This is a genomic window from Vreelandella venusta, assembly GCF_015689495.1.
In the GTDB taxonomy this organism is placed as follows: domain Bacteria; phylum Pseudomonadota; class Gammaproteobacteria; order Pseudomonadales; family Halomonadaceae; genus Vreelandella; species Vreelandella venusta.
The window spans coordinates 2,977,210-3,003,364 of record NZ_CP065135.1 but is presented as its reverse complement, the minus strand read 5'-3'; the positions used below and the strand labels follow the sequence as shown (position 1 = coordinate 3,003,364).

At 60.8% G+C, this 26,155-nt stretch carries 7 protein-coding genes; 4 read left to right on the top strand and 3 right to left on the bottom strand.

Annotation, left to right across the window (positions count from 1 at the left end):
* The first annotated feature begins 34 nt into the window (after positions 1-34).
* Positions 35-18,814, top strand: a complete 18,780-nt coding sequence (locus IR195_RS14115; RefSeq protein ID WP_206047884.1) for a hypothetical protein — start codon at positions 35-37, stop codon at positions 18,812-18,814.
* Between the two features lie 104 nt (positions 18,815-18,918).
* Positions 18,919-19,242 (top strand): tryptophan synthase subunit beta like protein, encoded by a 324-nt coding sequence (locus tag IR195_RS14110; RefSeq protein ID WP_089037379.1) that lies wholly within the window; start codon positions 18,919-18,921, stop codon positions 19,240-19,242.
* Positions 19,243-19,295: 53 nt separating this feature from the next.
* Here IR195_RS14110 and IR195_RS14105 read toward each other — a convergent pair whose 3' ends face one another.
* From IR195_RS14105 to IR195_RS14095, 3 genes are all read right to left on the bottom strand, one after another.
* Positions 19,296-21,200 carry an EAL domain-containing protein gene (locus IR195_RS14105; RefSeq protein ID WP_125750086.1) on the bottom strand — a complete coding sequence of 635 codons (1,905 nt, stop codon included), beginning with the start codon at positions 21,198-21,200 and terminating at the stop codon, positions 19,296-19,298.
* A gap of 14 nt (positions 21,201-21,214) precedes the next feature.
* On the bottom strand, positions 21,215-21,919 hold the full coding sequence (locus IR195_RS14100) for a transglutaminase-like cysteine peptidase (protein WP_206047883.1): 705 nt from the start codon (positions 21,917-21,919) through the stop codon (positions 21,215-21,217).
* Between the two features lie 128 nt (positions 21,920-22,047).
* Positions 22,048-22,719 (bottom strand): arylesterase, encoded by a 672-nt coding sequence (locus IR195_RS14095; protein ID WP_206047882.1) that lies wholly within the window; start codon positions 22,717-22,719, stop codon positions 22,048-22,050.
* Between IR195_RS14095 and IR195_RS14090 the strand changes: the two genes are divergently transcribed.
* Together IR195_RS14090 and IR195_RS14085 are read left to right on the top strand one after the other, a co-directional pair.
* Complete coding sequence (locus tag IR195_RS14090) at positions 22,718-23,551, top strand: ABC transporter ATP-binding protein (protein WP_206047881.1); 834 nt, start codon at positions 22,718-22,720, stop codon at positions 23,549-23,551. The two genes, IR195_RS14095 and IR195_RS14090, sit on opposite strands and share 2 nt — an antisense overlap.
* The gene (locus tag IR195_RS14085; protein WP_206047880.1) at positions 23,544-26,108 is read left to right on the top strand and encodes an ABC transporter permease; all 2,565 of its coding nucleotides are present in this window, start codon (positions 23,544-23,546) and stop codon (positions 26,106-26,108) included. Before IR195_RS14090 ends, IR195_RS14085 begins: the two co-directional genes overlap by 8 nt.
* Positions 26,109-26,155: the final 47 nt, after the last annotated feature.

Genomic DNA, 26,155 nt, shown 5'->3' with positions numbered 1-26,155 from the left:
ATCCTTTAATGAAACGGCGGGTGGGATACAGCACATGGCAACAGTTATCGCGATTTCAGGTCAGGCTTGGGCACGTGATGAAGATGGCAACCTGCGTGAGCTTCGTATTGGCGATGTTCTTCAGGAAGGTGAAACGATTATCACGTCTGCAGATGGTCGTGTAGATCTAGACTTTGCCGACGGAACAGGCGTTAACGTTATTGAAGGCGGCCAAGAAGTTGCTGTCACTCCAGAGCTTGATCTTGACGCGATTGTTGCCACCGATGCCAGTGCTTCAGATGATGATTTAGACGCGCTGCTCGCCGCTCTGGATGATGAAGATGGTGACCTGCTCGAACTGTTAGATGCCACTGCAGCCGGTGGTGCTGCCGGCGGTGGTGGTGGCGGTAGCAGCTTTGTACGCCTTGCCCGTATCGCCGAAGAAACCGACCCACTTAGTTTTAGCACTGAAGGAAGCGGCCTTGAAAGGGCCGAGTTCGTCGAGCTTGATGATACCGACGCAGACGCAGACGCAGACGCAGACGCAGACGCAGATGCCGACGCCGACGCCGACGCGGATGCAGATGCTGACGCTGATGCCGATGCAGACGCCGATGCGGATGCGGATGCGGACGCAGATGCAGATGCCGACGCCGACGCCGACGCTGATGCAGATGCCGACGCTGATGCCGATGCTGACGCAGATGCTGACGCAGATGCGGATGCCGACGCCGATGCGGACGCTGATGCCGATGCAGATGCAGATGCAGATGCAGATGCCGATGCAGATGCAGATGCCGATGCAGATGCAGATGCAGATGCTGATGCTGATGCCGACGCCGACGCCGACGCCGACGCCGACGCCGACGCCGACGCCGACGCCGACGCCGACGCCGACGCCGACGCCGACGCCGACGCCGACGCCGACGCCGACGCTGATGCCGACGCTGATGCCGATGCCGATGCCGATGCCGATGCCGATGCAGACGCAGACGCAGATGCTGACGCGGATGCTGATGCCGATGCCGATGCCGATGCCGATGCCGACGCAGATGCCGACGCGGATGCTGATGCCGACGCGGATGCAGACGCCGATGCAGATGCAGACGCAGACGCAGACGCTGATGCCGATGCTGACGCCGATGCTGACGCCGACGCTGATGCCGACGCCGACGCCGACGCCGACGCCGACGCCGACGCTGATGCAGACGCGGATGCCGATGCTGATGCCGATGCCGACGCTGATGCTGACGATGGCACGCTCGATGTCACCCTCGGTGACCTCAGCGACGAAACCGCCGTTGAGATCAGCGGTACCACCACCGACGTCGCCGAAGGCGAGACCGTCACCCTGGTGATCACCGACAGCGAAGGCAACGAGATCAACACCACGGCCACCGTGGGTGCCGACGGCAGCTACACCACCACCGAAGACCTCAGCAGCCTGGTCGACGGCGAGATCACCGTGGACGCCAGCGCCACCGATCGCAACGGCAACCCGGTCAGCGACAGCGACAGCGGCACGCTTGACGCCACGGCCGGTACGCTCGACGTCACCCTCGGTGACCTCAGCGACGAAACCGCCGTTGAGATCAGCGGTACCACCACCGACGTCGCCGAAGGCGAGACCGTCACCCTGGTGATCACCGACAGCGAAGGCAACGTGATCAACACCACGGCCACCGTGGGTGCCGACGGCAGCTACACCACCACCGAAGACCTCAGCAGTCTGGTCGACGGCGAGATCACCGTGGACGCCAGCGCCGAAGACCGCAACGGCAACCCGGTTAGCGACCGCGACAGCGGCGAACTCGACGCCACGGCCGGTACGCTCGATGTCACCCTCGGTGACCTCAGCGACGAAACCGCCGTTGAGATCAGCGGTACCACCACCGACGTCGCCGAAGGCGAGACCGTCACCCTGGTGATCACCGACAGCGAAGGCAACGTGATCAACACCACGGCCACCGTGGGTGCCGACGGCAGCTACACCACCACCGAAGACCTCAGCAGCCTGGTCGACGGCGAGATCACCGTGGACGCCAGCGCCGAAGACCGCAACGGCAACCCGGTTAGCGACCGCGACAGCGGCGAACTCGACGCCACGGCCGGTACGCTCGATGTCACCCTCGGTGACCTCAGCGACGAAACCGCCGTTGAGATCAGCGGTACCACCACCGACGTCGCCGAAGGCGAGACCGTCACCCTGGTGATCACCGACAGCGAAGGCAACGTGATCAACACCACGGCCACCGTGGGTGCCGACGGCAGCTACACCACCACCGAAGACCTCAGCAGTCTGGTCGACGGCGAGATCACCGTGGACGCCAGCGCCGAAGACCGCAACGGCAACCCGGTTAGCGACCGCGACAGCGGCGAACTCGACGCCACGGCCGGTACGCTCGATGTCACCCTCGGTGACCTCAGCGACGAAACCGCCGTTGAGATCAGCGGTACCACCACCGACGTCGCCGAAGGCGAGACCGTCACCCTGGTGATCACCGACAGCGAAGGCAACGTGATCAACACCACGGCCACCGTGGGTGCTGACGGCAGCTACACCACCACCGAAGACCTCAGCAGCCTGGTCGACGGCGAGATCACCGTGGACGCCAGCGCCGAAGACCGCAACGGCAACCCGGTTAGCGACCGCGACAGCGGCGAACTCGACGCCACGGCCGGTACGCTCGACGTCACCCTCGGTGACCTCAGCGACGAAACCGCCGTTGAGATCAGCGGTACCACCACCGACGTCGCCGAAGGCGAGACCGTCACCCTGGTGATCACCGACAGCGAAGGCAACGTGATCAACACCACGGCCACCGTGGGTGCTGACGGCAGCTACACCACCACCGAAGACCTCAGCAGCCTGGTCGACGGCGAGATCACCGTGGACGCCAGCGCCGAAGACCGCAACGGCAACCCGGTTAGCGACCGCGACAGCGGCGAACTCGACGCCACGGCCGGTACGCTCGATGTCACCCTCGGTGACCTCAGCGACGAAACCGCCGTTGAGATCAGCGGTACCACCACCGACGTCGCCGAAGGCGAGACCGTCACCCTGGTGATCACCGACAGCGAAGGCAACGAGATCAACACCACGGCCACCGTGGGTGCTGACGGCAGCTACACCACCACCGAAGACCTCAGCAGCCTGGTCGACGGCGAGATCACCGTGGACGCCAGCGCCGAAGACCGCAACGGCAACCCGGTTAGCGACCGCGACAGCGGCGAACTCGACGCCACGGCCGGTACGCTCGATGTCACCCTCGGTGACCTCAGCGACGAAACCGCCGTTGAGATCAGCGGTACCACCACCGACGTCGCCGAAGGCGAGACCGTCACCCTGGTGATCACCGACAGCGAAGGCAACGTGATCAACACCACGGCCACCGTGGGTGCCGACGGCAGCTACACCACCACCGAAGACCTCAGCAGCCTGGTCGACGGCGAAATCACCGTGGACGCCAGCGCCACCGATCGCAACGGCAACCCGGTCAGCGACAGCGACAGCGGCACGCTTGACGCCACGGCCGGTACGCTCGACGTCACCCTCGGTGACCTCAGCGACGAAACCGCCGTTGAGATCAGCGGTACCACCACCGACGTCGCCGAAGGCGAGACCGTCACCCTGGTGATCACCGACAGCGAAGGCAACGTGATCAACACCACGGCCACCGTGGGTGCCGACGGCAGCTACACCACCACCGAAGACCTCAGCAGTCTGGTCGACGGCGAGATCACCGTGGACGCCAGCGCCGAAGACCGCAACGGCAACCCGGTTAGCGACCGCGACAGCGGCGAACTCGACGCCACGGCCGGTACGCTCGATGTCACCCTCGGTGACCTCAGCGACGAAACCGCCGTTGAGATCAGCGGTACCACCACCGACGTCGCCGAAGGCGAGACCGTCACCCTGGTGATCACCGACAGCGAAGGCAACGTGATCAACACCACGGCCACCGTGGGTGCCGACGGCAGCTACACCACCACCGAAGACCTCAGCAGCCTGGTCGACGGCGAGATCACCGTGGACGCCAGCGCCGAAGACCGCAACGGCAACCCGGTTAGCGACCGCGACAGCGGCGAACTCGACGCCACGGCCGGTACGCTCGATGTCACCCTCGGTGACCTCAGCGACGAAACCGCCGTTGAGATCAGCGGTACCACCACCGACGTCGCCGAAGGCGAGACCGTCACCCTGGTGATCACCGACAGCGAAGGCAACGTGATCAACACCACGGCCACCGTGGGTGCTGACGGCAGCTACACCACCACCGAAGACCTCAGCAGCCTGGTCGACGGCGAGATCACCGTGGACGCCAGCGCCGAAGACCGCAACGGCAACCCGGTTAGCGACCGCGACAGCGGCGAACTCGACGCCACGGCCGGTACGCTCGACGTCACCCTCGGTGACCTCAGCGACGAAACCGCCGTTGAGATCAGCGGTACCACCACCGACGTCGCCGAAGGCGAGACCGTCACCCTGGTGATCACCGACAGCGAAGGCAACGAGATCAACACCACGGCCACCGTGGGTGCCGACGGCAGCTACACCACCACCGAAGACCTCAGCAGCCTGGTCGACGGCGAAATCACCGTGGACGCCAGCGCCGAAGACCGCAACGGCAACCCGGTTAGCGACCGCGACAGCGGCACGCTTGACGCCACGGCCGGCACGCTCGACGTCACCCTCGGTGACCTCAGCGACGAAACCGCCGTTGAGATCAGCGGTACCACCACCGACGTCGCCGAAGGCGAGACCGTCACCCTGGTGATCACCGACAGCGAAGGCAACGTGATCAACACCACGGCCACCGTGGGTGCTGACGGCAGCTACACCACCACCGAAGACCTCAGCAGCCTGGTCGACGGCGAAATCACCGTGGACGCCAGCGCCGAAGACCGCAACGGCAACCCGGTTAGCGACAGCGACAGCGGCACGCTTGACGCCACGGCCGGCACGCTCGACGTCACCCTCGGTGACCTCAGCGACGAAACCGCCGTTGAGATCAGCGGTACCACCACCGACGTCGCCGAAGGCGAGACCGTCACCCTGGTGATCACCGACAGCGAAGGCAACGAGATCAACACCACGGCCACCGTGGGTGCTGACGGCAGCTACACCACCACCGAAGACCTCAGCAGCCTGGTCGACGGCGAAATCACCGTGGACGCCAGCGCCACCGATCGCAACGGCAACCCGGTCAGCGACAGCGACAGCGGCACGCTTGACGCCACGGCCGGTACGCTCGACGTCACCCTCGGTGACCTCAGCGACGAAACCGCCGTTGAGATCAGCGGTACCACCACCGACGTCGCCGAAGGCGAGACCGTCACCCTGGTGATCACCGACAGCGAAGGCAACGTGATCAACACCACGGCCACCGTGGGTGCCGACGGCAGCTACACCACCACCGAAGACCTCAGCAGCCTGGTCGACGGCGAGATCACCGTGGACGCCAGCGCCGAAGACCGCAACGGCAACCCGGTTAGCGACCGCGACAGCGGCACGCTTGACGCCACGGCCGGCACGCTCGACGTCACCCTCGGTGACCTCAGCGACGAAACCGCCGTTGAGATCAGCGGTACCACCACCGACGTCGCCGAAGGCGAGACCGTCACCCTGGTGATCACCGACAGCGAAGGCAACGTGATCAACACCACGGCCACCGTGGGTGCCGACGGCAGCTACACCACCACCGAAGACCTCAGCAGCCTGGTCGACGGCGAGATCACCGTGGACGCCAGCGCCGAAGACCGCAACGGCAACCCGGTTAGCGACCGCGACAGCGGCGAACTCGACGCCACGGCCGGTACGCTCGATGTCACCCTCGGTGACCTCAGCGACGAAACCGCCGTTGAGATCAGCGGTACCACCACCGACGTCGCCGAAGGCGAGACCGTCACCCTGGTGATCACCGACAGCGAAGGCAACGAGATCAACACCACGGCCACCGTGGGTGCCGACGGCAGCTACACCACCACCGAAGACCTCAGCAGCCTGGTCGACGGCGAAATCACCGTGGACGCCAGCGCCGAAGACCGCAACGGCAACCCGGTTAGCGACCGCGACAGCGGCACGCTTGACGCCACGGCCGGCACGCTCGACGTCACCCTCGGTGACCTCAGCGACGAAACCGCCGTTGAGATCAGCGGTACCACCACCGACGTCGCCGAAGGCGAGACCGTCACCCTGGTGATCACCGACAGCGAAGGCAACGTGATCAACACCACGGCCACCGTGGGTGCCGACGGCAGCTACACCACCACCGAAGACCTCAGCAGCCTGGTCGACGGCGAGATCACCGTGGACGCCAGCGCCGAAGACCGCAACGGCAACCCGGTTAGCGACCGCGACAGCGGCGAACTCGACGCCACGGCCGGTACGCTCGACGTCACCCTCGGTGACCTCAGCGACGAAACCGCCGTTGAGATCAGCGGTACCACCACCGACGTCGCCGAAGGCGAGACCGTCACCCTGGTGATCACCGACAGCGAAGGCAACGTGATCAACACCACGGCCACCGTGGGTGCTGACGGCAGCTACACCACCACCGAAGACCTCAGCAGCCTGGTCGACGGCGAGATCACCGTGGACGCCAGCGCCGAAGACCGCAACGGCAACCCGGTTAGCGACAGCGACAGCGGCACGCTTGACGCCACGGCCGGTACGCTCGATGTCACCCTCGGTGACCTCAGCGACGAAACCGCCGTTGAGATCAGCGGTACCACCACCGACGTCGCCGAAGGCGAGACCGTCACCCTGGTGATCACCGACAGCGAAGGCAACGTGATCAACACCACGGCCACCGTGGGTGCCGACGGCAGCTACACCACCACCGAAGACCTCAGCAGTCTGGTCGACGGCGAGATCACCGTGGACGCCAGCGCCGAAGACCGCAACGGCAACCCGGTTAGCGACCGCGACAGCGGCGAACTCGACGCCACGGCCGGTACGCTCGATGTCACCCTCGGTGACCTCAGCGACGAAACCGCCGTTGAGATCAGCGGTACCACCACCGACGTCGCCGAAGGCGAGACCGTCACCCTGGTGATCACCGACAGCGAAGGCAACGTGATCACCGACAGCGAAGGCAACGTGATCAACACCACGGCCACCGTGGGTGCCGACGGCAGCTACACCACCACCGAAGACCTCAGCAGCCTGGTCGACGGCGAGATCACCGTGGACGCCAGCGCCGAAGACCGCAACGGCAACCCGGTTAGCGACCGCGACAGCGGCGAACTCGACGCCACGGCCGGTACGCTCGATGTCACCCTCGGTGACCTCAGCGACGAAACCGCCGTTGAGATCAGCGGTACCACCACCGACGTCGCCGAAGGCGAGACCGTCACCCTGGTGATCACCGACAGCGAAGGCAACGTGATCAACACCACGGCCACCGTGGGTGCTGACGGCAGCTACACCACCACCGAAGACCTCAGCAGCCTGGTCGACGGCGAAATCACCGTGGACGCCAGCGCCACCGATCGCAACGGCAACCCGGTCAGCGACAGCGACAGCGGCACGCTTGACGCCACGGCCGGCACGCTCGACGTCACCCTCGGTGACCTCAGCGACGAAACCGCCGTTGAGATCAGCGGTACCACCACCGACGTCGCCGAAGGCGAGACCGTCACCCTGGTGATCACCGACAGCGAAGGCAACGAGATCAACACCACGGCCACCGTGGGTGCCGACGGCAGCTACACCACCACCGCAGACCTCAGCAGCCTGGTCGACGGCGAGATCACCGTGGACGCCAGCGCCGAAGACCGCAACGGCAACCCGGTTAGCGACAGCGACAGCGGCACGCTTGACGCCACGGCCGGCACGCTCGACGTCACCCTCGGTGACCTCAGCGACGAAACCGCCGTTGAGATCAGCGGTACCACCACCGACGTCGCCGAAGGCGAGACCGTCACCCTGGTGATCACCGACAGCGAAGGCAACGTGATCAACACCACGGCCACCGTGGGTGCCGACGGCAGCTACACCACCACCGAAGACCTCAGCAGCCTGGTCGACGGCGAGATCACCGTGGACGCCAGCGCCACCGATCGCAACGGCAACCCGGTCAGCGACCGCGACAGCGGCACGCTTGACGCCACGGCCGGCACGCTCGATGTCACCCTCGGTGACCTCAGCGACGAAACCGCCGTTGAGATCAGCGGTACCACCACCGACGTCGCCGAAGGCGAGACCGTCACCCTGGTGATCACCGACAGCGAAGGCAACGTGATCAACACCACGGCCACCGTGGGTGCTGACGGCAGCTACACCACCACCGAAGACCTCAGCAGCCTGGTCGACGGCGAGATCACCGTGGACGCCAGCGCCGAAGACCGCAACGGCAACCCGGTTAGCGACCGCGACAGCGGCGAACTCGACGCCACGGCCGGTACGCTCGATGTCACCCTCGGTGACCTCAGCGACGAAACCGCCGTTGAGATCAGCGGTACCACCACCGACGTCGCCGAAGGCGAGACCGTCACCCTGGTGATCACCGACAGCGAAGGCAACGTGATCAACACCACGGCCACCGTGGGTGCCGACGGCAGCTACACCACCACCGAAGACCTCAGCAGCCTGGTCGACGGCGAGATCACCGTGGACGCCAGCGCCGAAGACCGCAACGGCAACCCGGTTAGCGACCGCGACAGCGGCGAACTCGACGCCACGGCCGGTACGCTCGACGTCACCCTCGGTGACCTCAGCGACGAAACCGCCGTTGAGATCAGCGGTACCACCACCGACGTCGCCGAAGGCGAGACCGTCACCCTGGTGATCACCGACAGCGAAGGCAACGTGATCAACACCACGGCCACCGTGGGTGCTGACGGCAGCTACACCACCACCGAAGACCTCAGCAGCCTGGTCGACGGCGAGATCACCGTGGACGCCAGCGCCGAAGACCGCAACGGCAACCCGGTTAGCGACCGCGACAGCGGCGAACTCGACGCCACGGCCGGTACGCTCGATGTCACCCTCGGTGACCTCAGCGACGAAACCGCCGTTGAGATCAGCGGTACCACCACCGACGTCGCCGAAGGCGAGACCGTCACCCTGGTGATCACCGACAGCGAAGGCAACGTGATCAACACCACGGCCACCGTGGGTGCCGACGGCAGCTACACCACCACCGAAGACCTCAGCAGTCTGGTCGACGGCGAGATCACCGTGGACGCCAGCGCCGAAGACCGCAACGGCAACCCGGTTAGCGACAGCGACAGCGGCACGCTTGACGCCACGGCCGGCACGCTCGACGTCACCCTCGGTGACCTCAGCGACGAAACCGCCGTTGAGATCAGCGGTACCACCACCGACGTCGCCGAAGGCGAGACCGTCACCCTGGTGATCACCGACAGCGAAGGCAACGTGATCAACACCACGGCCACCGTGGGTGCCGACGGCAGCTACACCACCACCGAAGACCTCAGCAGCCTGGTCGACGGCGAGATCACCGTGGACGCCAGCGCCGAAGACCGCAACGGCAACCCGGTTAGCGACCGCGACAGCGGCGAACTCGACGCCACGGCCGGTACGCTCGATGTCACCCTCGGTGACCTCAGCGACGAAACCGCCGTTGAGATCAGCGGTACCACCACCGACGTCGCCGAAGGCGAGACCGTCACCCTGGTGATCACCGACAGCGAAGGCAACGTGATCAACACCACGGCCACCGTGGGTGCCGACGGCAGCTACACCACCACCGAAGACCTCAGCAGTCTGGTCGACGGCGAGATCACCGTGGACGCCAGCGCCGAAGACCGCAACGGCAACCCGGTTAGCGACCGCGACAGCGGCGAACTCGACGCCACGGCCGGTACGCTCGATGTCACCCTCGGTGACCTCAGCGACGAAACCGCCGTTGAGATCAGCGGTACCACCACCGACGTCGCCGAAGGCGAGACCGTCACCCTGGTGATCACCGACAGCGAAGGCAACGTGATCAACACCACGGCCACCGTGGGTGCCGACGGCAGCTACACCACCACCGAAGACCTCAGCAGTCTGGTCGACGGCGAGATCACCGTGGACGCCAGCGCCACCGATCGCAACGGCAACCCGGTCAGCGACCGCGACAGCGGCACGCTTGACGCCACGGCCGGCACGCTCGACGTCACCCTCGGTGACCTCAGCGACGAAACCGCCGTTGAGATCAGCGGTACCACCACCGACGTCGCCGAAGGCGAGACCGTCACCCTGGTGATCACCGACAGCGAAGGCAACGAGATCAACACCACGGCCACCGTGGGTGCCGACGGCAGCTACACCACCACCGAAGACCTCAGCAGCCTGGTCGACGGCGAAATCACCGTGGACGCCAGCGCCGAAGACCGCAACGGCAACCCGGTTAGCGACCGCGACAGCGGCACGCTTGACGCCACGGCCGGCACGCTCGACGTCACCCTCGGTGACCTCAGCGACGAAACCGCCGTTGAGATCAGCGGTACCACCACCGACGTCGCCGAAGGCGAGACCGTCACCCTGGTGATCACCGACAGCGAAGGCAACGTGATCAACACCACGGCCACCGTGGGTGCCGACGGCAGCTACACCACCACCGAAGACCTCAGCAGCCTGGTCGACGGCGAGATCACCGTGGACGCCAGCGCCGAAGACCGCAACGGCAACCCGGTTAGCGACCGCGACAGCGGCGAACTCGACGCCACGGCCGGTACGCTCGATGTCACCCTCGGTGACCTCAGCGACGAAACCGCCGTTGAGATCAGCGGTACCACCACCGACGTCGCCGAAGGCGAGACCGTCACCCTGGTGATCACCGACAGCGAAGGCAACGTGATCAACACCACGGCCACCGTGGGTGCCGACGGCAGCTACACCACCACCGAAGACCTCAGCAGTCTGGTCGACGGCGAGATCACCGTGGACGCCAGCGCCGAAGACCGCAACGGCAACCCGGTTAGCGACCGCGACAGCGGCGAACTCGACGCCACGGCCGGTACGCTCGATGTCACCCTCGGTGACCTCAGCGACGAAACCGCCGTTGAGATCAGCGGTACCACCACCGACGTCGCCGAAGGCGAGACCGTCACCCTGGTGATCACCGACAGCGAAGGCAACGTGATCAACACCACGGCCACCGTGGGTGCCGACGGCAGCTACACCACCACCGAAGACCTCAGCAGCCTGGTCGACGGCGAGATCACCGTGGACGCCAGCGCCGAAGACCGCAACGGCAACCCGGTTAGCGACCGCGACAGCGGCGAACTCGACGCCACGGCCGGTACGCTCGATGTCACCCTCGGTGACCTCAGCGACGAAACCGCCGTTGAGATCAGCGGTACCACCACCGACGTCGCCGAAGGCGAGACCGTCACCCTGGTGATCACCGACAGCGAAGGCAACGTGATCAACACCACGGCCACCGTGGGTGCCGACGGCAGCTACACCACCACCGAAGACCTCAGCAGCCTGGTCGACGGCGAGATCACCGTGGACGCCAGCGCCGAAGACCGCAACGGCAACCCGGTTAGCGACCGCGACAGCGGCGAACTCGACGCCACGGCCGGTACGCTCGATGTCACCCTCGGTGACCTCAGCGACGAAACCGCCGTTGAGATCAGCGGTACCACCACCGACGTCGCCGAAGGCGAGACCGTCACCCTGGTGATCACCGACAGCGAAGGCAACGAGATCAACACCACGGCCACCGTGGGTGCCGACGGCAGCTACACCACCACCGAAGACCTCAGCAGCCTGGTCGACGGCGAAATCACCGTGGACGCCAGCGCCGAAGACCGCAACGGCAACCCGGTTAGCGACCGCGACAGCGGCACGCTTGACGCCACGGCCGGCACGCTCGACGTCACCCTCGGTGACCTCAGCGACGAAACCGCCGTTGAGATCAGCGGTACCACCACCGACGTCGCCGAAGGCGAGACCGTCACCCTGGTGATCACCGACAGCGAAGGCAACGAGATCAACACCACGGCCACCGTGGGTGCCGACGGCAGCTACACCACCACCGAAGACCTCAGCAGCCTGGTCGACGGCGAAATCACCGTGGACGCCAGCGCCGAAGACCGCAACGGCAACCCGGTTAGCGACAGCGACAGCGGCACGCTTGACGCCACGGCCGGTACGCTCGATGTCACCCTCGGTGACCTCAGCGACGAAACCGCCGTTGAGATCAGCGGTACCACCACCGACGTCGCCGAAGGCGAGACCGTCACCCTGGTGATCACCGACAGCGAAGGCAACGTGATCAACACCACGGCCACCGTGGGTGCCGACGGCAGCTACACCACCACCGAAGACCTCAGCAGTCTGGTCGACGGCGAGATCACCGTGGACGCCAGCGCCGAAGACCGCAACGGCAACCCGGTTAGCGACCGCGACAGCGGCGAACTCGACGCCACGGCCGGTACGCTCGATGTCACCCTCGGTGACCTCAGCGACGAAACCGCCGTTGAGATCAGCGGTACCACCACCGACGTCGCCGAAGGCGAGACCGTCACCCTGGTGATCACCGACAGCGAAGGCAACGTGATCAACACCACGGCCACCGTGGGTGCTGACGGCAGCTACACCACCACCGAAGACCTCAGCAGCCTGGTCGACGGCGAGATCACCGTGGACGCCAGCGCCGAAGACCGCAACGGCAACCCGGTTAGCGACAGCGACAGCGGCACGCTTGACGCCACGGCCGGCACGCTCGACGTCACCCTCGGTGACCTCAGCGACGAAACCGCCGTTGAGATCAGCGGTACCACCACCGACGTCGCCGAAGGCGAGACCGTCACCCTGGTGATCACCGACAGCGAAGGCAACGTGATCAACACCACGGCCACCGTGGGTGCCGACGGCAGCTACACCACCACCGAAGACCTCAGCAGTCTGGTCGACGGCGAGATCACCGTGGACGCCAGCGCCGAAGACCGCAACGGCAACCCGGTTAGCGACCGCGACAGCGGCGAACTCGACGCCACGGCCGGTACGCTCGATGTCACCCTCGGTGACCTCAGCGACGAAACCGCCGTTGAGATCAGCGGTACCACCACCGACGTCGCCGAAGGCGAGACCGTCACCCTGGTGATCACCGACAGCGAAGGCAACGTGATCAACACCACGGCCACCGTGGGTGCTGACGGCAGCTACACCACCACCGAAGACCTCAGCAGCCTGGTCGACGGCGAGATCACCGTGGACGCCAGCGCCGAAGACCGCAACGGCAACCCGGTTAGCGACCGCGACAGCGGCGAACTCGACGCCACGGCCGGTACGCTCGATGTCACCCTCGGTGACCTCAGCGACGAAACCGCCGTTGAGATCAGCGGTACCACCACCGACGTCGCCGAAGGCGAGACCGTCACCCTGGTGATCACCGACAGCGAAGGCAACGTGATCAACACCACGGCCACCGTGGGTGCTGACGGCAGCTACACCACCACCGAAGACCTCAGCAGCCTGGTCGACGGCGAGATCACCGTGGACGCCAGCGCCGAAGACCGCAACGGCAACCCGGTTAGCGACAGCGACAGCGGCACGCTTGACGCCACGGCCGGCACGCTCGACGTCACCCTCGGTGACCTCAGCGACGAAACCGCCGTTGAGATCAGCGGTACCACCACCGACGTCGCCGAAGGCGAGACCGTCACCCTGGTGATCACCGACAGCGAAGGCAACGTGATCAACACCACGGCCACCGTGGGTGCCGACGGCAGCTACACCACCACCGAAGACCTCAGCAGTCTGGTCGACGGCGAGATCACCGTGGACGCCAGCGCCACCGATCGCAACGGCAACCCGGTCAGCGACAGCGACAGCGGCACGCTTGACGCCACGGCCGGCACGCTCGACGTCACCCTCGGTGACCTCAGCGACGAAACCGCCGTTGAGATCAGCGGTACCACCACCGACGTCGCCGAAGGCGAGACCGTCACCCTGGTGATCACCGACAGCGAAGGCAACGAGATCAACACCACGGCCACCGTGGGTGCCGACGGCAGCTACACCACCACCGAAGACCTCAGCAGCCTGGTCGACGGCGAGATCACCGTGGACGCCAGCGCCGAAGACCGCAACGGCAACCCGGTTAGCGACCGCGACAGCGGCGAACTCGACGCCACGGCCGGTACGCTCGATGTCACCCTCGGTGACCTCAGCGACGAAACCGCCGTTGAGATCAGCGGTACCACCACCGACGTCGCCGAAGGCGAGACCGTCACCCTGGTGATCACCGACAGCGAAGGCAACGTGATCAACACCACGGCCACCGTGGGTGCCGACGGCAGCTACACCACCACCGAAGACCTCAGCAGCCTGGTCGACGGCGAGATCACCGTGGACGCCAGCGCCGAAGACCGCAACGGCAACCCGGTTAGCGACCGCGACAGCGGCGAACTCGACGCCACGGCCGGTACGCTCGATGTCACCCTCGGTGACCTCAGCGACGAAACCGCCGTTGAGATCAGCGGTACCACCACCGACGTCGCCGAAGGCGAGACCGTCACCCTGGTGATCACCGACAGCGAAGGCAACGTGATCAACACCACGGCCACCGTGGGTGCCGACGGCAGCTACACCACCACCGAAGACCTCAGCAGTCTGGTCGACGGCGAGATCACCGTGGACGCCAGCGCCGAAGACCGCAACGGCAACCCGGTTAGCGACCGCGACAGCGGCGAACTCGACGCCACGGCCGGTACGCTCGATGTCACCCTCGGTGACCTCAGCGACGAAACCGCCGTTGAGATCAGCGGTACCACCACCGACGTCGCCGAAGGCGAGACCGTCACCCTGGTGATCACCGACAGCGAAGGCAACGTGATCAACACCACGGCCACCGTGGGTGCTGACGGCAGCTACACCACCACCGAAGACCTCAGCAGCCTGGTCGACGGCGAGATCACCGTGGACGCCAGCGCCGAAGACCGCAACGGCAACCCGGTTAGCGACAGCGACAGCGGCACGCTTGACGCCACGGCCGGCACGCTCGACGTCACCCTCGGTGACCTCAGCGACGAAACCGCCGTTGAGATCAGCGGTACCACCACCGACGTCGCCGAAGGCGAGACCGTCACCCTGGTGATCACCGACAGCGAAGGCAACGTGATCAACACCACGGCCACCGTGGGTGCCGACGGCAGCTACACCACCACCGAAGACCTCAGCAGCCTGGTCGACGGCGAGATCACCGTGGACGCCAGCGCCGAAGACCGCAACGGCAACCCGGTTAGCGACCGCGACAGCGGCGAACTCGACGCCACGGCCGGTACGCTCGACGTCACCCTCGGTGACCTCAGCGACGAAACCGCCGTTGAGATCAGCGGTACCACCACCGACGTCGCCGAAGGCGAGACCGTCACCCTGGTGATCACCGACAGCGAAGGCAACGTGATCAACACCACGGCCACCGTGGGTGCTGACGGCAGCTACACCACCACCGAAGACCTCAGCAGCCTGGTCGACGGCGAGATCACCGTGGACGCCAGCGCCGAAGACCGCAACGGCAACCCGGTTAGCGACCGCGACAGCGGCGAACTCGACGCCACGGCCGGTACGCTCGATGTCACCCTCGGTGACCTCAGCGACGAAACCGCCGTTGAGATCAGCGGTACCACCACCGACGTCGCCGAAGGCGAGACCGTCACCCTGGTGATCACCGACAGCGAAGGCAACGAGATCAACACCACGGCCACCGTGGGTGCCGACGGCAGCTACACCACCACCGAAGACCTCAGCAGCCTGGTCGACGGCGAAATCACCGTGGACGCCAGCGCCACCGATCGCAACGGCAACCCGGTCAGCGACAGCGACAGCGGCACGCTTGACGCCACGGCCGGTACGCTCGACGTCACCCTCGGTGACCTCAGCGACGAAACCGCCGTTGAGATCAGCGGTACCACCACCGACGTCGCCGAAGGCGAGACCGTCACCCTGGTGATCACCGACAGCGAAGGCAACGAGATCAACACCACGGCCACCGTGGGTGCCGACGGCAGCTACACCACCACCGCAGACCTCAGCAGCCTGGTCGACGGCGAGATCACCGTGGACGCCAGCGCCGAAGACCGCAACGGCAACCCGGTTAGCGACAGCGACAGCGGCACGCTTGACGCCACGGCCGGCACGCTCGACGTCACCCTCGGTGACCTCAGCGACGAAACCGCCGTTGAGATCAGCGGTACCACCACCGACGTCGCCGAAGGCGAGACCGTCACCCTGGTGATCACCGACAGCGAAGGCAACGTGATCAACACCACGGCCACCGTGGGTGCTGACGGCAGCTACACCACCACCGAAGACCTCAGCAGCCTGGTCGACGGCGAGATCACCGTGGACGCCAGCGCCGAAGACCGCAACGGCAACCCGGTTAGCGACAGCGACAGCGGCACGCTTGACGCCACGGCCGGCACGCTCGACGTCACCCTCGGTGACCTCAGCGACGAAACCGCCGTTGAGATCAGCGGTACCACCACCGACGTCGCCGAAGGCGAGACCGTCACCCTGGTGATCACCGACAGCGAAGGCAACGTGATCAACACCACGGCCACCGTGGGTGCCGACGGCAGCTACACCACCACCGCAGACCTCAGCAGCCTGGTCGACGGCGAGATCACCGTGGACGCCAGCGCCGAAGACCGCAACGGCAACCCGGTTAGCGACCGCGACAGCGGCATGCTCGACGTTACACCTCCAGCTGTCACCGTGGCACTGCAGGGCGCTGGCGACGACGATGTCTACAACATCGATGAAATTGCTGCTGGCGAGCCAAATAGCGTCGAAGCCTTAGTGACGTTCCAAGCAGGTACTAAGGTTGGCGATACGCTGGTCGTTAAAGATGCGGGCGGTAATACGCTGACTACTGTAGTGCTGGATCAGGAAGACATTAATAACGGTGTTACTGTTTGGGTGGCTGTGAGCGAAGGTGCGACTAACGTAAGCGTTAGTGCCACGGTCACGGACCCTGCGGGTAATAGCGACAGCGATGATGACAGTAAAGACGTCGCCAACGTAGCTCCAGAAGCCACGATCACGATAGATGCGCTCTTTGGTGGGGATGACTTCCTGAGCAATAGTGAGTCTAACGAGGGGCACTCCATCAGTGGTTCCGTTGGTGGAGATGCGAAAGCTGGTGATACGGTTGAAGTCACGGTTGGCGGGCAGACTTATGTCACGCAAGTCAATCCAGATGGCAGCTCGTGGGTAGTGAATGTTTCCAGCGATAAAGTAGCGGGGCTATCTTCTGGAGATGTGACTGCTAAAGTTGTAGGAAATGACCAATTTGGCAATACCTATGAGGACGAGACTGATCGGCCGTTTGAGGTTCAGCCGCCTGCGTCGCTCAATGTAGGAGGAAACGGAGATAACACCATTGAAGGTGGTGGCGGTGACGATGTCATCCTAGGCGACCGTGGAGGGAAGGTCACGATTGTAGACCCCGCCACTAACTACAATATTTCTTTGATTGTTGATACGTCCGGGAGTATGGATAGGCCATCTGGCACTCCAGGGTTGGATAGAATGGAGCTGACAAAGCAAGCATTGACCCAATTGGCTCATCAATTGAAAGACCATGAAGGAACTATCAATGTTCAGCTAGCTCCCTTTGCCAGAGATGCAGGAAGTGGCGTCACTATTGAAAACCTGAATGCCAGCAATGTGCAGAGTCTTATTGATGCTATTGATGACCTCGACGCCAATGGTGGAACCAACTATATGGCTGGTTTCCAGAAAGCTGCTGATTGGTTTAATCAGCAGAATGCTAAACCTGATGCGGCTGATTTCGAGAATCTGAGCTACTTCTTAACCGATGGTGACCCGACCTACTACTATAACTCCTGGGGTGGCGTGAGTGGTTCAGGTAGCTCAACCAACTACGACGTGTTCAAAGCTTCTGTAGATGCCTTTGCTGAGCTTTCTGGTTTGAGTTCTGTGAATGCTATCGGTGTTGGTACCGGGATATCGCAAGATTATCTCAAGTTCTTTGATAATACCGATTTCGCTGGGACCGCTACGGAATGGTTTGGCAGCAACTGGAGTGGCTGGCGGGGTGTTACTGGTCCAATAGGTGAAGTAGATATTGTTAATACCGCTGCTGATTTAGCTGCGGCCCTTAAGGGAAGTTCTGAGTTCGATGAACTTGAGCCCTTAGGTGCTGACGTCATTACTGGAGGGCAGGGAAATGACATTATCTTCGGTGATACTGTCAATACCGACCACCTCGAATGGACGAACCAGGATACAGGTGATGTCTTCACTGCAGGAAGTCACGATGGCTTGGGTTATCAAGGGCTGCGAGAGTTCCTGAAGTGGGAAGTTAATAGCGGCACGGTGCCTAACGATGACCAGATTCTCGACTATGTTCGGGAAAACTGGGAATCCTTAATTGATACTGCTCGTGCTGATGGTGGTGGTAATAGTATCGACGGTGGTGCTGGTGACGATATCTTGATCGGAGGTGCTGATAACGACACTCTCATTGGTGGCGAAGGTAACGATCTGCTGTTCGGTGGCCTCGGCGCTGACACCTTCAAGTGGGAGTTAAATGACCAGGGCACTGCGGATAATCCTGCCATTGATACAGTGATGGACTTCAATGCGAGTGAAGGCGATAAACTGGATATTGGTGAGTTATTGGATTATGAAAACGGTGACTCGCTAGATGCCTATATTGTCGCGGAGGAAGACAGTGGTGATACAGTGCTGTATGTCAACTCTGAAGGAGGCTTGGCAGGCGATAAGGAGAATGCTGATCAAGTTATTCGTTTGGAGGGTAAGAGCTTCTCTGACTTTGGTGGTGGCGGATCACAGGATGTCATCCTCCATATGATCCAAAATGGCAAGCTAGATATCGAATAACCTTTATCTACCCCAACAGGCCGCCCAATGGGCGGCCTCGTAGTTTTTAATGACGTGTTACGTTTAGCGACACTTAAGCGCTTTTACTTACAGAGGAAGCCGCTATGCTTTACATCAAACGCAATGCCCAAGGGGAGATCGTGATGCTCAGTAAGGAGCCATCGCCTGAGTGTAATGACACTATTAATGATGATTCGTCAGAAGTGTTTGCTTTTCTAGCTGAGCAAACGGGGCAGTCAGCACAATTTATTGCATCGGACTTAGCGTTTGTACGGGTAGTGGAAGATATGCTTGAAGTGCTGCTAGAGAAGGGAGTGCTTAGTTTTACTGACTTACCTTCGGCAGCGCAGAGTAAAATCATGGAACGTAAATCATTGCGGGCGAAGAATGATGTCAATTTGATTAGTGATGATGGTGGTATTATCTAACACGGCGTTACAGGATAACGCCGTGTTATTGTTGGTTGATTTAGCGAAGCTGCTTACACGCGCACGCCTGGGCCAGTCGCTCCGTCAACGCCTACGCTGAAGAGGTTTTCCAGTTCGGCTTGTTCAGTAACGCCCTCCGCTATCACCTGAATGCCAAGGGAGTGGCATAGGGTGGCCATACCTCGCACGATGGCTTGCTGCTCATGAGATGTGTGAATTCCCCCGATCAAGCTGCTGTCTATTTTTAGATAGGCAAGGCCGATGTCATGCAAATCGGCAAGCTTGGTGAATTCTGCCCCGACATGTTCAATGCCAAACCGGCAGCCGAAGGGCCTTAGCGCGGCACATAGGCCGCGAAGGCTACCAATAGCGTGGCTGTTCAACATAGCGGGCACTTCGAAGCACAGCTGTTTGGCAAGTTGAGGTTGTTTTTCGAGCAACATTCTTAGCTCAATAACAAACTCAGCATTAGTAATTGATGCAATTGAAAGGTTAATACCAAGAGCGTGTTCTGGGTTGTAAGCGAGTTGCTCAAGGGCTTTCTTAACCACGGCAATATCGAGCGCGGCCTCTAAGTTAAAGCGCGAAATCCAGGGAATAAACATACCCGCTGTTTGCCAGTGATTGGCAAGCTCTAGGCGAGCAGGGCATTCGTAATGGAGTATGTCATGGTGGGCATCAATAACTGGGAAATAAGCGAGCTGGGGCCCCACTGCAATCGCAGTATTTAGCGCCGAACGCCATTCGGCATGATTGCCAAAGAGAGAGTTATGCTGATGCTCTCGTATAGCCACTGTGGTGTGGGCGCTCGCGCTTTCGGCTTCAGCCAGAGCGTCATCTAACGTAGCCAATAAACCGCTTCGATCATCATGAGGGGTGTAGGCCACCACAGCGGTTGGCAAACGCATGCCGATATTAGGTGCCTTGAGCGCGATGGTATCGAGTGCTTGGTGAAGGCGCGGTGTGAGTGCGCTGGTATCTGCTTCTAAAGGCAGCATGAGGATAAAATCACTACCGTTTAATCGCCCAATCAGCGCTTCTTCTGGCGTGGGGGCCAGCAGGGAGAGCTGTGACACTAACTCACTGAGTAACTGATCAGTGGCCTGGTGGCCTAGCTGCTCATTAAGGATTTCAAGTGACTCCACTCTGGTCATTATCATCAGCCCTGTTGCTCGGGCATCTTCGCTCCCCAGTAACGATGACAAACGGCCCATAAACACATCGCGATTGAGTGCCCCTGTGACACGGTCGTGTTGCAGATGGCGACGTAGCTCATCCAGTTTTTGGCTTTCCTGGCTGAGCATTTGGTGCACATTCGCAGACAAAGCGTTCATTGCTTGGGCCACTTCGCGTAGTTCTAATGTGCGGGGTTCTTTAATAGTGGTAAAGCGCCGAGCGCTGATGTCTTTTGCTTGGGCGACAACACGTACAAGAGGGTGCTTTATGCCGCGCACCACAACGGTGGTGATGGCGAGACTGATAGCACCGGCCAGTAAGAACCAGCCTGTAAGCTCAAGCATGATGCGCCATAAAGAGGCATAGGCGAAACTGTGCTGGCTTTCGAGTTCAAGCGTACCGAATTGTCGCCAACCGTCTTGAATAGTTGCCGTACCGATCGGCACATCAAAGTGAATAACGTTGCGGAACCAAGCAGGTACGTCACCCCTGTATTCGTTGGCTGAACGCTCAATGAGCACCTGACCTTCGGTGTCTCGCAGGGTAATACGACGATAATAGCCAGTATCAAACTGTGCGGAGGTTAACAGTTCGAGCGTCACCAAGTCCTTATCGAGCTGGCTCATGGAGAGTGCCAGTGCCGTTGCATTATCTTCGTTTTTAATGCGTACTTCCTGCTCAATATAGTCACGGCTCGAGGTGATGCTGATCGCAAGGCTGCCGATAAACGAAAGCAACAGTAGCGCAATAATGGCCAGCCAGAGCTGTTTAATCAGCGACATAGTGCTTAATCCTCTTAAATAAAACCTTGTGATTGCATTCGTTCAACGACACTGCGCCAGCGTGATAACCGCGCTAACGGGTCGGCACGTGATTGCGTTGTGCCTCCAGCCCACAACCCTTCGCTATTAAAACTGAACACTGGGTCTAGGTCGGTGCGCTGAGAAGCAGGGGTGATAGAAGGCACAATATTATCAAGTACTAATGGCTCGGCGCTGGGCGTTGAGTAGTAGCCAAGTACCATGTGTGCCTGGGTGATCTGACTGCGGCCAATGCGTGCTCGAACATAAATCATGCGCAGGCTTTCACCGCTAACACCTAGTTGCTTCAAGGTGATGTACTTAGCAATGGAGTAATCTTCACAGTCGCCTTGTGCTTTACCCATGGCCTCTAATGGCGTCGCCCAGTAGTCCTTTTGTCCCCATACGTGGATATCATCAATCCAACGGACTCGGCGATTAAAAAAGTCATTGACCTCGCGAAGTTGCATTTGCACCTCTTGCCCACGCAAACGCTCCAACATGGCAAACCACTCTTCTAAAACAGCAAGACCGCTTTGGCCATACTGTTGCTGCATACTCTGCCGTAAACGTTGGGGGTTGAAGGCGGTTGCAGGCGAAGCGTGAAAACCTAACCCCGCCCCCAGCACAAGCGCGCCGGCAGTAGCTAAAAACTGACGACGCGAAAGTTGCTTAAATGGAGGGTGAGTGAGTACAGGCATAAACGCTAAGAGCAATGGTTAATAAGTATTAGACTACAAGCTGCGGCGTTGAAGTGCACTCTTTCCTTAGCGCTATCTCCTGATTAGAAAGTGCTCGCGTTAAACGATGAAATGAGGCTGTCGCTATCTTATTCGGCGGATGCTTGAAATACGCTGTTGAGCAGTGGTTCAAGTGCTGGCCAAACGTTGTCTAAAATAAGTGGTTGAGCTGCTGCGGTGGGGTGGATGCCGTCGTCTTGCATCAGTTCTGTATTAAGCGCTACGTCTTCCAACAAGAAGGGCACCAGAGGTACGTCGTACTCATCAGCTAGCGAATGAAAAACACCGGTAAAGGCATCACGGTAGGCTTGGCCATAGTTGGGAGGAATATCAATACCGAGCAGCAGTACATCAGCACCCGCCTGCTGGCTTTGTTCAATCATGCTAGCTAGGTTAGAGCGCATTTGAGTAGGCGGTAGGCCGCGTAGCCCATCGTTGCCACCAAGCTCCAACAGAACGATATCAGGCTGCTGTTGTCGGATAATGCTAGCTAATCGTTGTGCACCACCGGACGTCGTTTCACCGCTGATACTGGCATTGATAACGTCTGCTTCATCTTCTAGACGCTCAGCCAATAACGTGACCCAACCCATTTCTTGCTCTATACCATAGGCGGCACTAAGACTATCGCCCATGACTAAAAGGGTGGGGCGTTGGTCGGCGTTGAGTGCGGGTGCGCTAAAGATGACTATCAGTGCTAGCAACCCTCCGGTTACCATGCGATTCAGTCTTTGCCACGCTACAGGGATGCCACGCTTCATGTCTTACTCCTCTGATCCACAAGCCAACTTGGACCCAACAACTAATTTACCCGCTGATAATGCCTCTTCGCATCAGCCTACCACCGACACTATCATCGCTAGTAATGTTCCTCACAAGCAAGTTCACCAGCCCGTATTACATGCTGAAAAACTTTCTAAACAGGTGAAAAGTGGTGAGCGTTCGTTAACTATCTTACACGACCTTTCGCTTAGCGTGGCCGCGGGGGAGAGTGTTGCCATTCTTGGTAAAAGTGGTGCTGGCAAGTCGACCCTGCTTGGGTTGTTGGCCGGGTTGGATACCCCCAGCGATGGTGAACTGATGCTATTTGGCCAGCCGCTAAGCCGCATGGATGAAGATGGACGTGCCGCACTGCGTGCAGGAAGAGTTGGTTTTGTATTTCAAAACTTTCAGCTACTACCGACGCTGAGCGCATTGGAAAATGTGTTACTGCCGTTGGAGTTGTCGCCCCGAGCGGGAGAGACGCAGGCGGCGACTCAATGGCTTGAGCGGGTCGGACTTGGCGAGCGCGCAGAGCATCTGCCTAAACAGCTTTCGGGAGGTGAACAGCAGCGCGTTGCCATTGCACGTGCGTTCGTTACCGACCCTGAACTCGTCTTTGCCGATGAACCAACAGGTAACCTTGATTCCGAGACGGGCGCACAAATTATTGACCTACTGTTTACGCTAAACCGTGAAGCGGGCACGACGCTCATTTTAGTGACCCACGATCACGCACTTGCCCGCCGCTGTGACCGCTGTTTGCGTCTGACTAACGGGCAGTTAATACCGTTCGAGCCAACCGCTACTGTGGGTGGGGGTGGCGATGAGTGATATAAACTGGCGGCTTGCGGCACGTAGCTTGAAACGTGATTTACGTGCCGCTGATGTTCGCGCGCTGTTTGTCGCACTGGTGTTGGCAGTTGCCGCTTCTACCATGATCGCTTTTTTTTTAGACCGCCTAGAGCGTGGGTTAGAGCGCCAAGCAAGTCAGATGCTGGGCGGCGACTTAGTCCTCGAACAGCGCGAGCCATTCTCTGAGGAGCTACGCACGACGCTAGAGCAAGCGGGTTTTACGCTGAGTGATCAGGTTGATCTGGTGTCAATGATTAGTCGCGGTGAGCGTTTCCAGCCAGCTAGCTTGAAAGCGGTGGATAATGTCTACCCCCATTACGGCGTTTCCCATGTGGATCGTGGGAATGGGGTTGAGCAGATTGCATCAGGCCCACTGCCTGGGGAAGCTTGGGCTGACCCTCGGTTAGCGCAACTGATTGATATTGCGATAGGCGACAGTGTTCAGGTGGGGCAAACAGAACTGCTGATTAGTGGGATTATCGAGCGCGAGGCGGATCAGTCGGCTGGTTTTAGTAATTTCAACCCTCGTTTAATGCTCAATACCGCCGACTTAGATGCAACAGGATTGGTGCAGTTGGGGTCACGGCTCGAGTTTGAACTACTGGCTGCTGGGCCTCCTGCGGCACTGGAGCAAGTGCAGGCCTTGCTGGCCGAACTAAGGCGTAATGGGGTAGATGTACGCGATGTACGTGTTGACCGTCCTCAGTTAGGCAACGCGCTTCAACGCGCAGAAAGTTATCTGGGGCTCGCCGGATTGGCCGCAGTACTGTTAGCAGGGGTGGCAGTGGCTATGTCGACTCGCCGTTATGTTGAGCGCCACCTGGACACCGCCGCGTTGCTACGTTGCTTCGGCGCTAGCCAAAATCAGCTGGTGACTATTTTCACCCTGCAATTAATGGGGCTCGCATTAATAGCGGCAATTATTGGCGCGCTGTTGGGGCTTATTGGTCAAGCTGTGCTGTTGTGGCTGTTAACTAGTTTTTTACCTATGACGCTGCCACCCCCTGGGATTATGCCGCTCTGGCTGGGCATTTTTACTGCGCTTGCGGTGTTGGTTGGGTTTGCTGGCCCCACACTGTTACGCATTAAGCGTGTCAGTGCGTTGAAAGTGCTACGCCGTGAGCTTGACCCGCTGCCGCCGTCTGCTTGGCTAGTCGTGGGCGTTGCGAGTCTCGTGTTTGGTGGTTTGTTGTGGCTTTACTCAGGTAGCTTTTCGCTTGCCCTGGCGCTACTCATTGGCGGTGCGGCCCTGTTAGGGCTTCTATGGATGGCTAGCACGCTGTTGCTGGACGGTCTGTTGAAAGCTATTCAGCGGCTCTCCGGTGGAAGTGAGTGGGGCCAAGCGTTTCGGCTGGGCGGCAGGCAGTTGGCTCGCCGAAAGCAGGCCGGGCTTGGGCAACTGCTGGCGTTTTCGGTCACGTTTTTTGCGATGGCGATGATTGTACTTGTGCGAGGTGATCTATTGTCCACCTGGCAAGATCAGTTGCCAGCGAATACCCCTAATTACTTTGCTATTAATATTCAACCCAATGAACGGGATGCTTTTGAACAAGCGGTTGCGCCGCGGGTGGAGACCCAAAGCACCTTATACCCGATGGTGCGTGGAAGAATCACTGCTATTAACGGTCAGCCGCCGATAGAAGCCGTTCCTCCTGACGCCAGAGGTGATAACTCACTACGCCGTGAACTGAATCTTACCTGGCAATCGGAGTTGCCCGAAGGTAATCAGGTCGTCGCCGGAGAGTGGTTTTCACAACCGAGCGAGCCTCAGGGATGGATGAGTGAGGTAGAGGCCACGCCTCAGGAAGCTTCTCACGTGGTGCCCATCTCCGTGGAAGATGGACTAGCAGAGCGCCTTGGCCTTGGGTTAGGCGACGAGCTAGCCTTCTCCGTCGGCGGTGATACGATCACTACCCGTATTGAGAGCTTGCGCAGCCTTAACTGGGATAGCTTTAACCCGAATTTCTTCGTTATTTTTCCACCGGGCGTGCTTGAATCGTTTGGGCATAGTTTTATCACCGCGTTTCACTTGCCAGAACAAGAGCAGGGCTTAATCCGACAGCTAGTCAATGATTTTCCAGGTGTCTCACTGCTCAACGTGGATGCCATCTTGGGCCAAGTGCGTGAGGTACTTACCCAGGTCACCCGAGCAGTAGAGCTAGTGCTTATGCTGGTTCTGATGGCTGGCGTTAGTGTGCTTTATGCAGCACTGACGGCTAGCCGGCCGGTACGCGCCCATGAGAGCGGCTTACTGCGTGTATTTGGTGCAGGTAACCGAATGATTTCACGGGTACAAGGCGCTGAATATGCGCTGCTTGGTTTTGCCAGCGGTTTGATGGGGGCCTTCCTTGCAGAGTTCGCCACTGCCGCGCTTTATCTCTATTGGCTTGATTTAACACCGCGCCTACATGTGAGCTTATGGCTAGTGCTGCCCTTCGGAGGCGCATTACTGATTGGCATTATCGGACATGCCCTTTCTTATAGCCTGCGGCGTCAAGCGCCTGCAGCGAGCTTGGGGTTGCTTGGTGAGGCTTAACAAAACTTTACCAAATGCTATGCTTAGCGCTTCTCACAAGGAGGTCA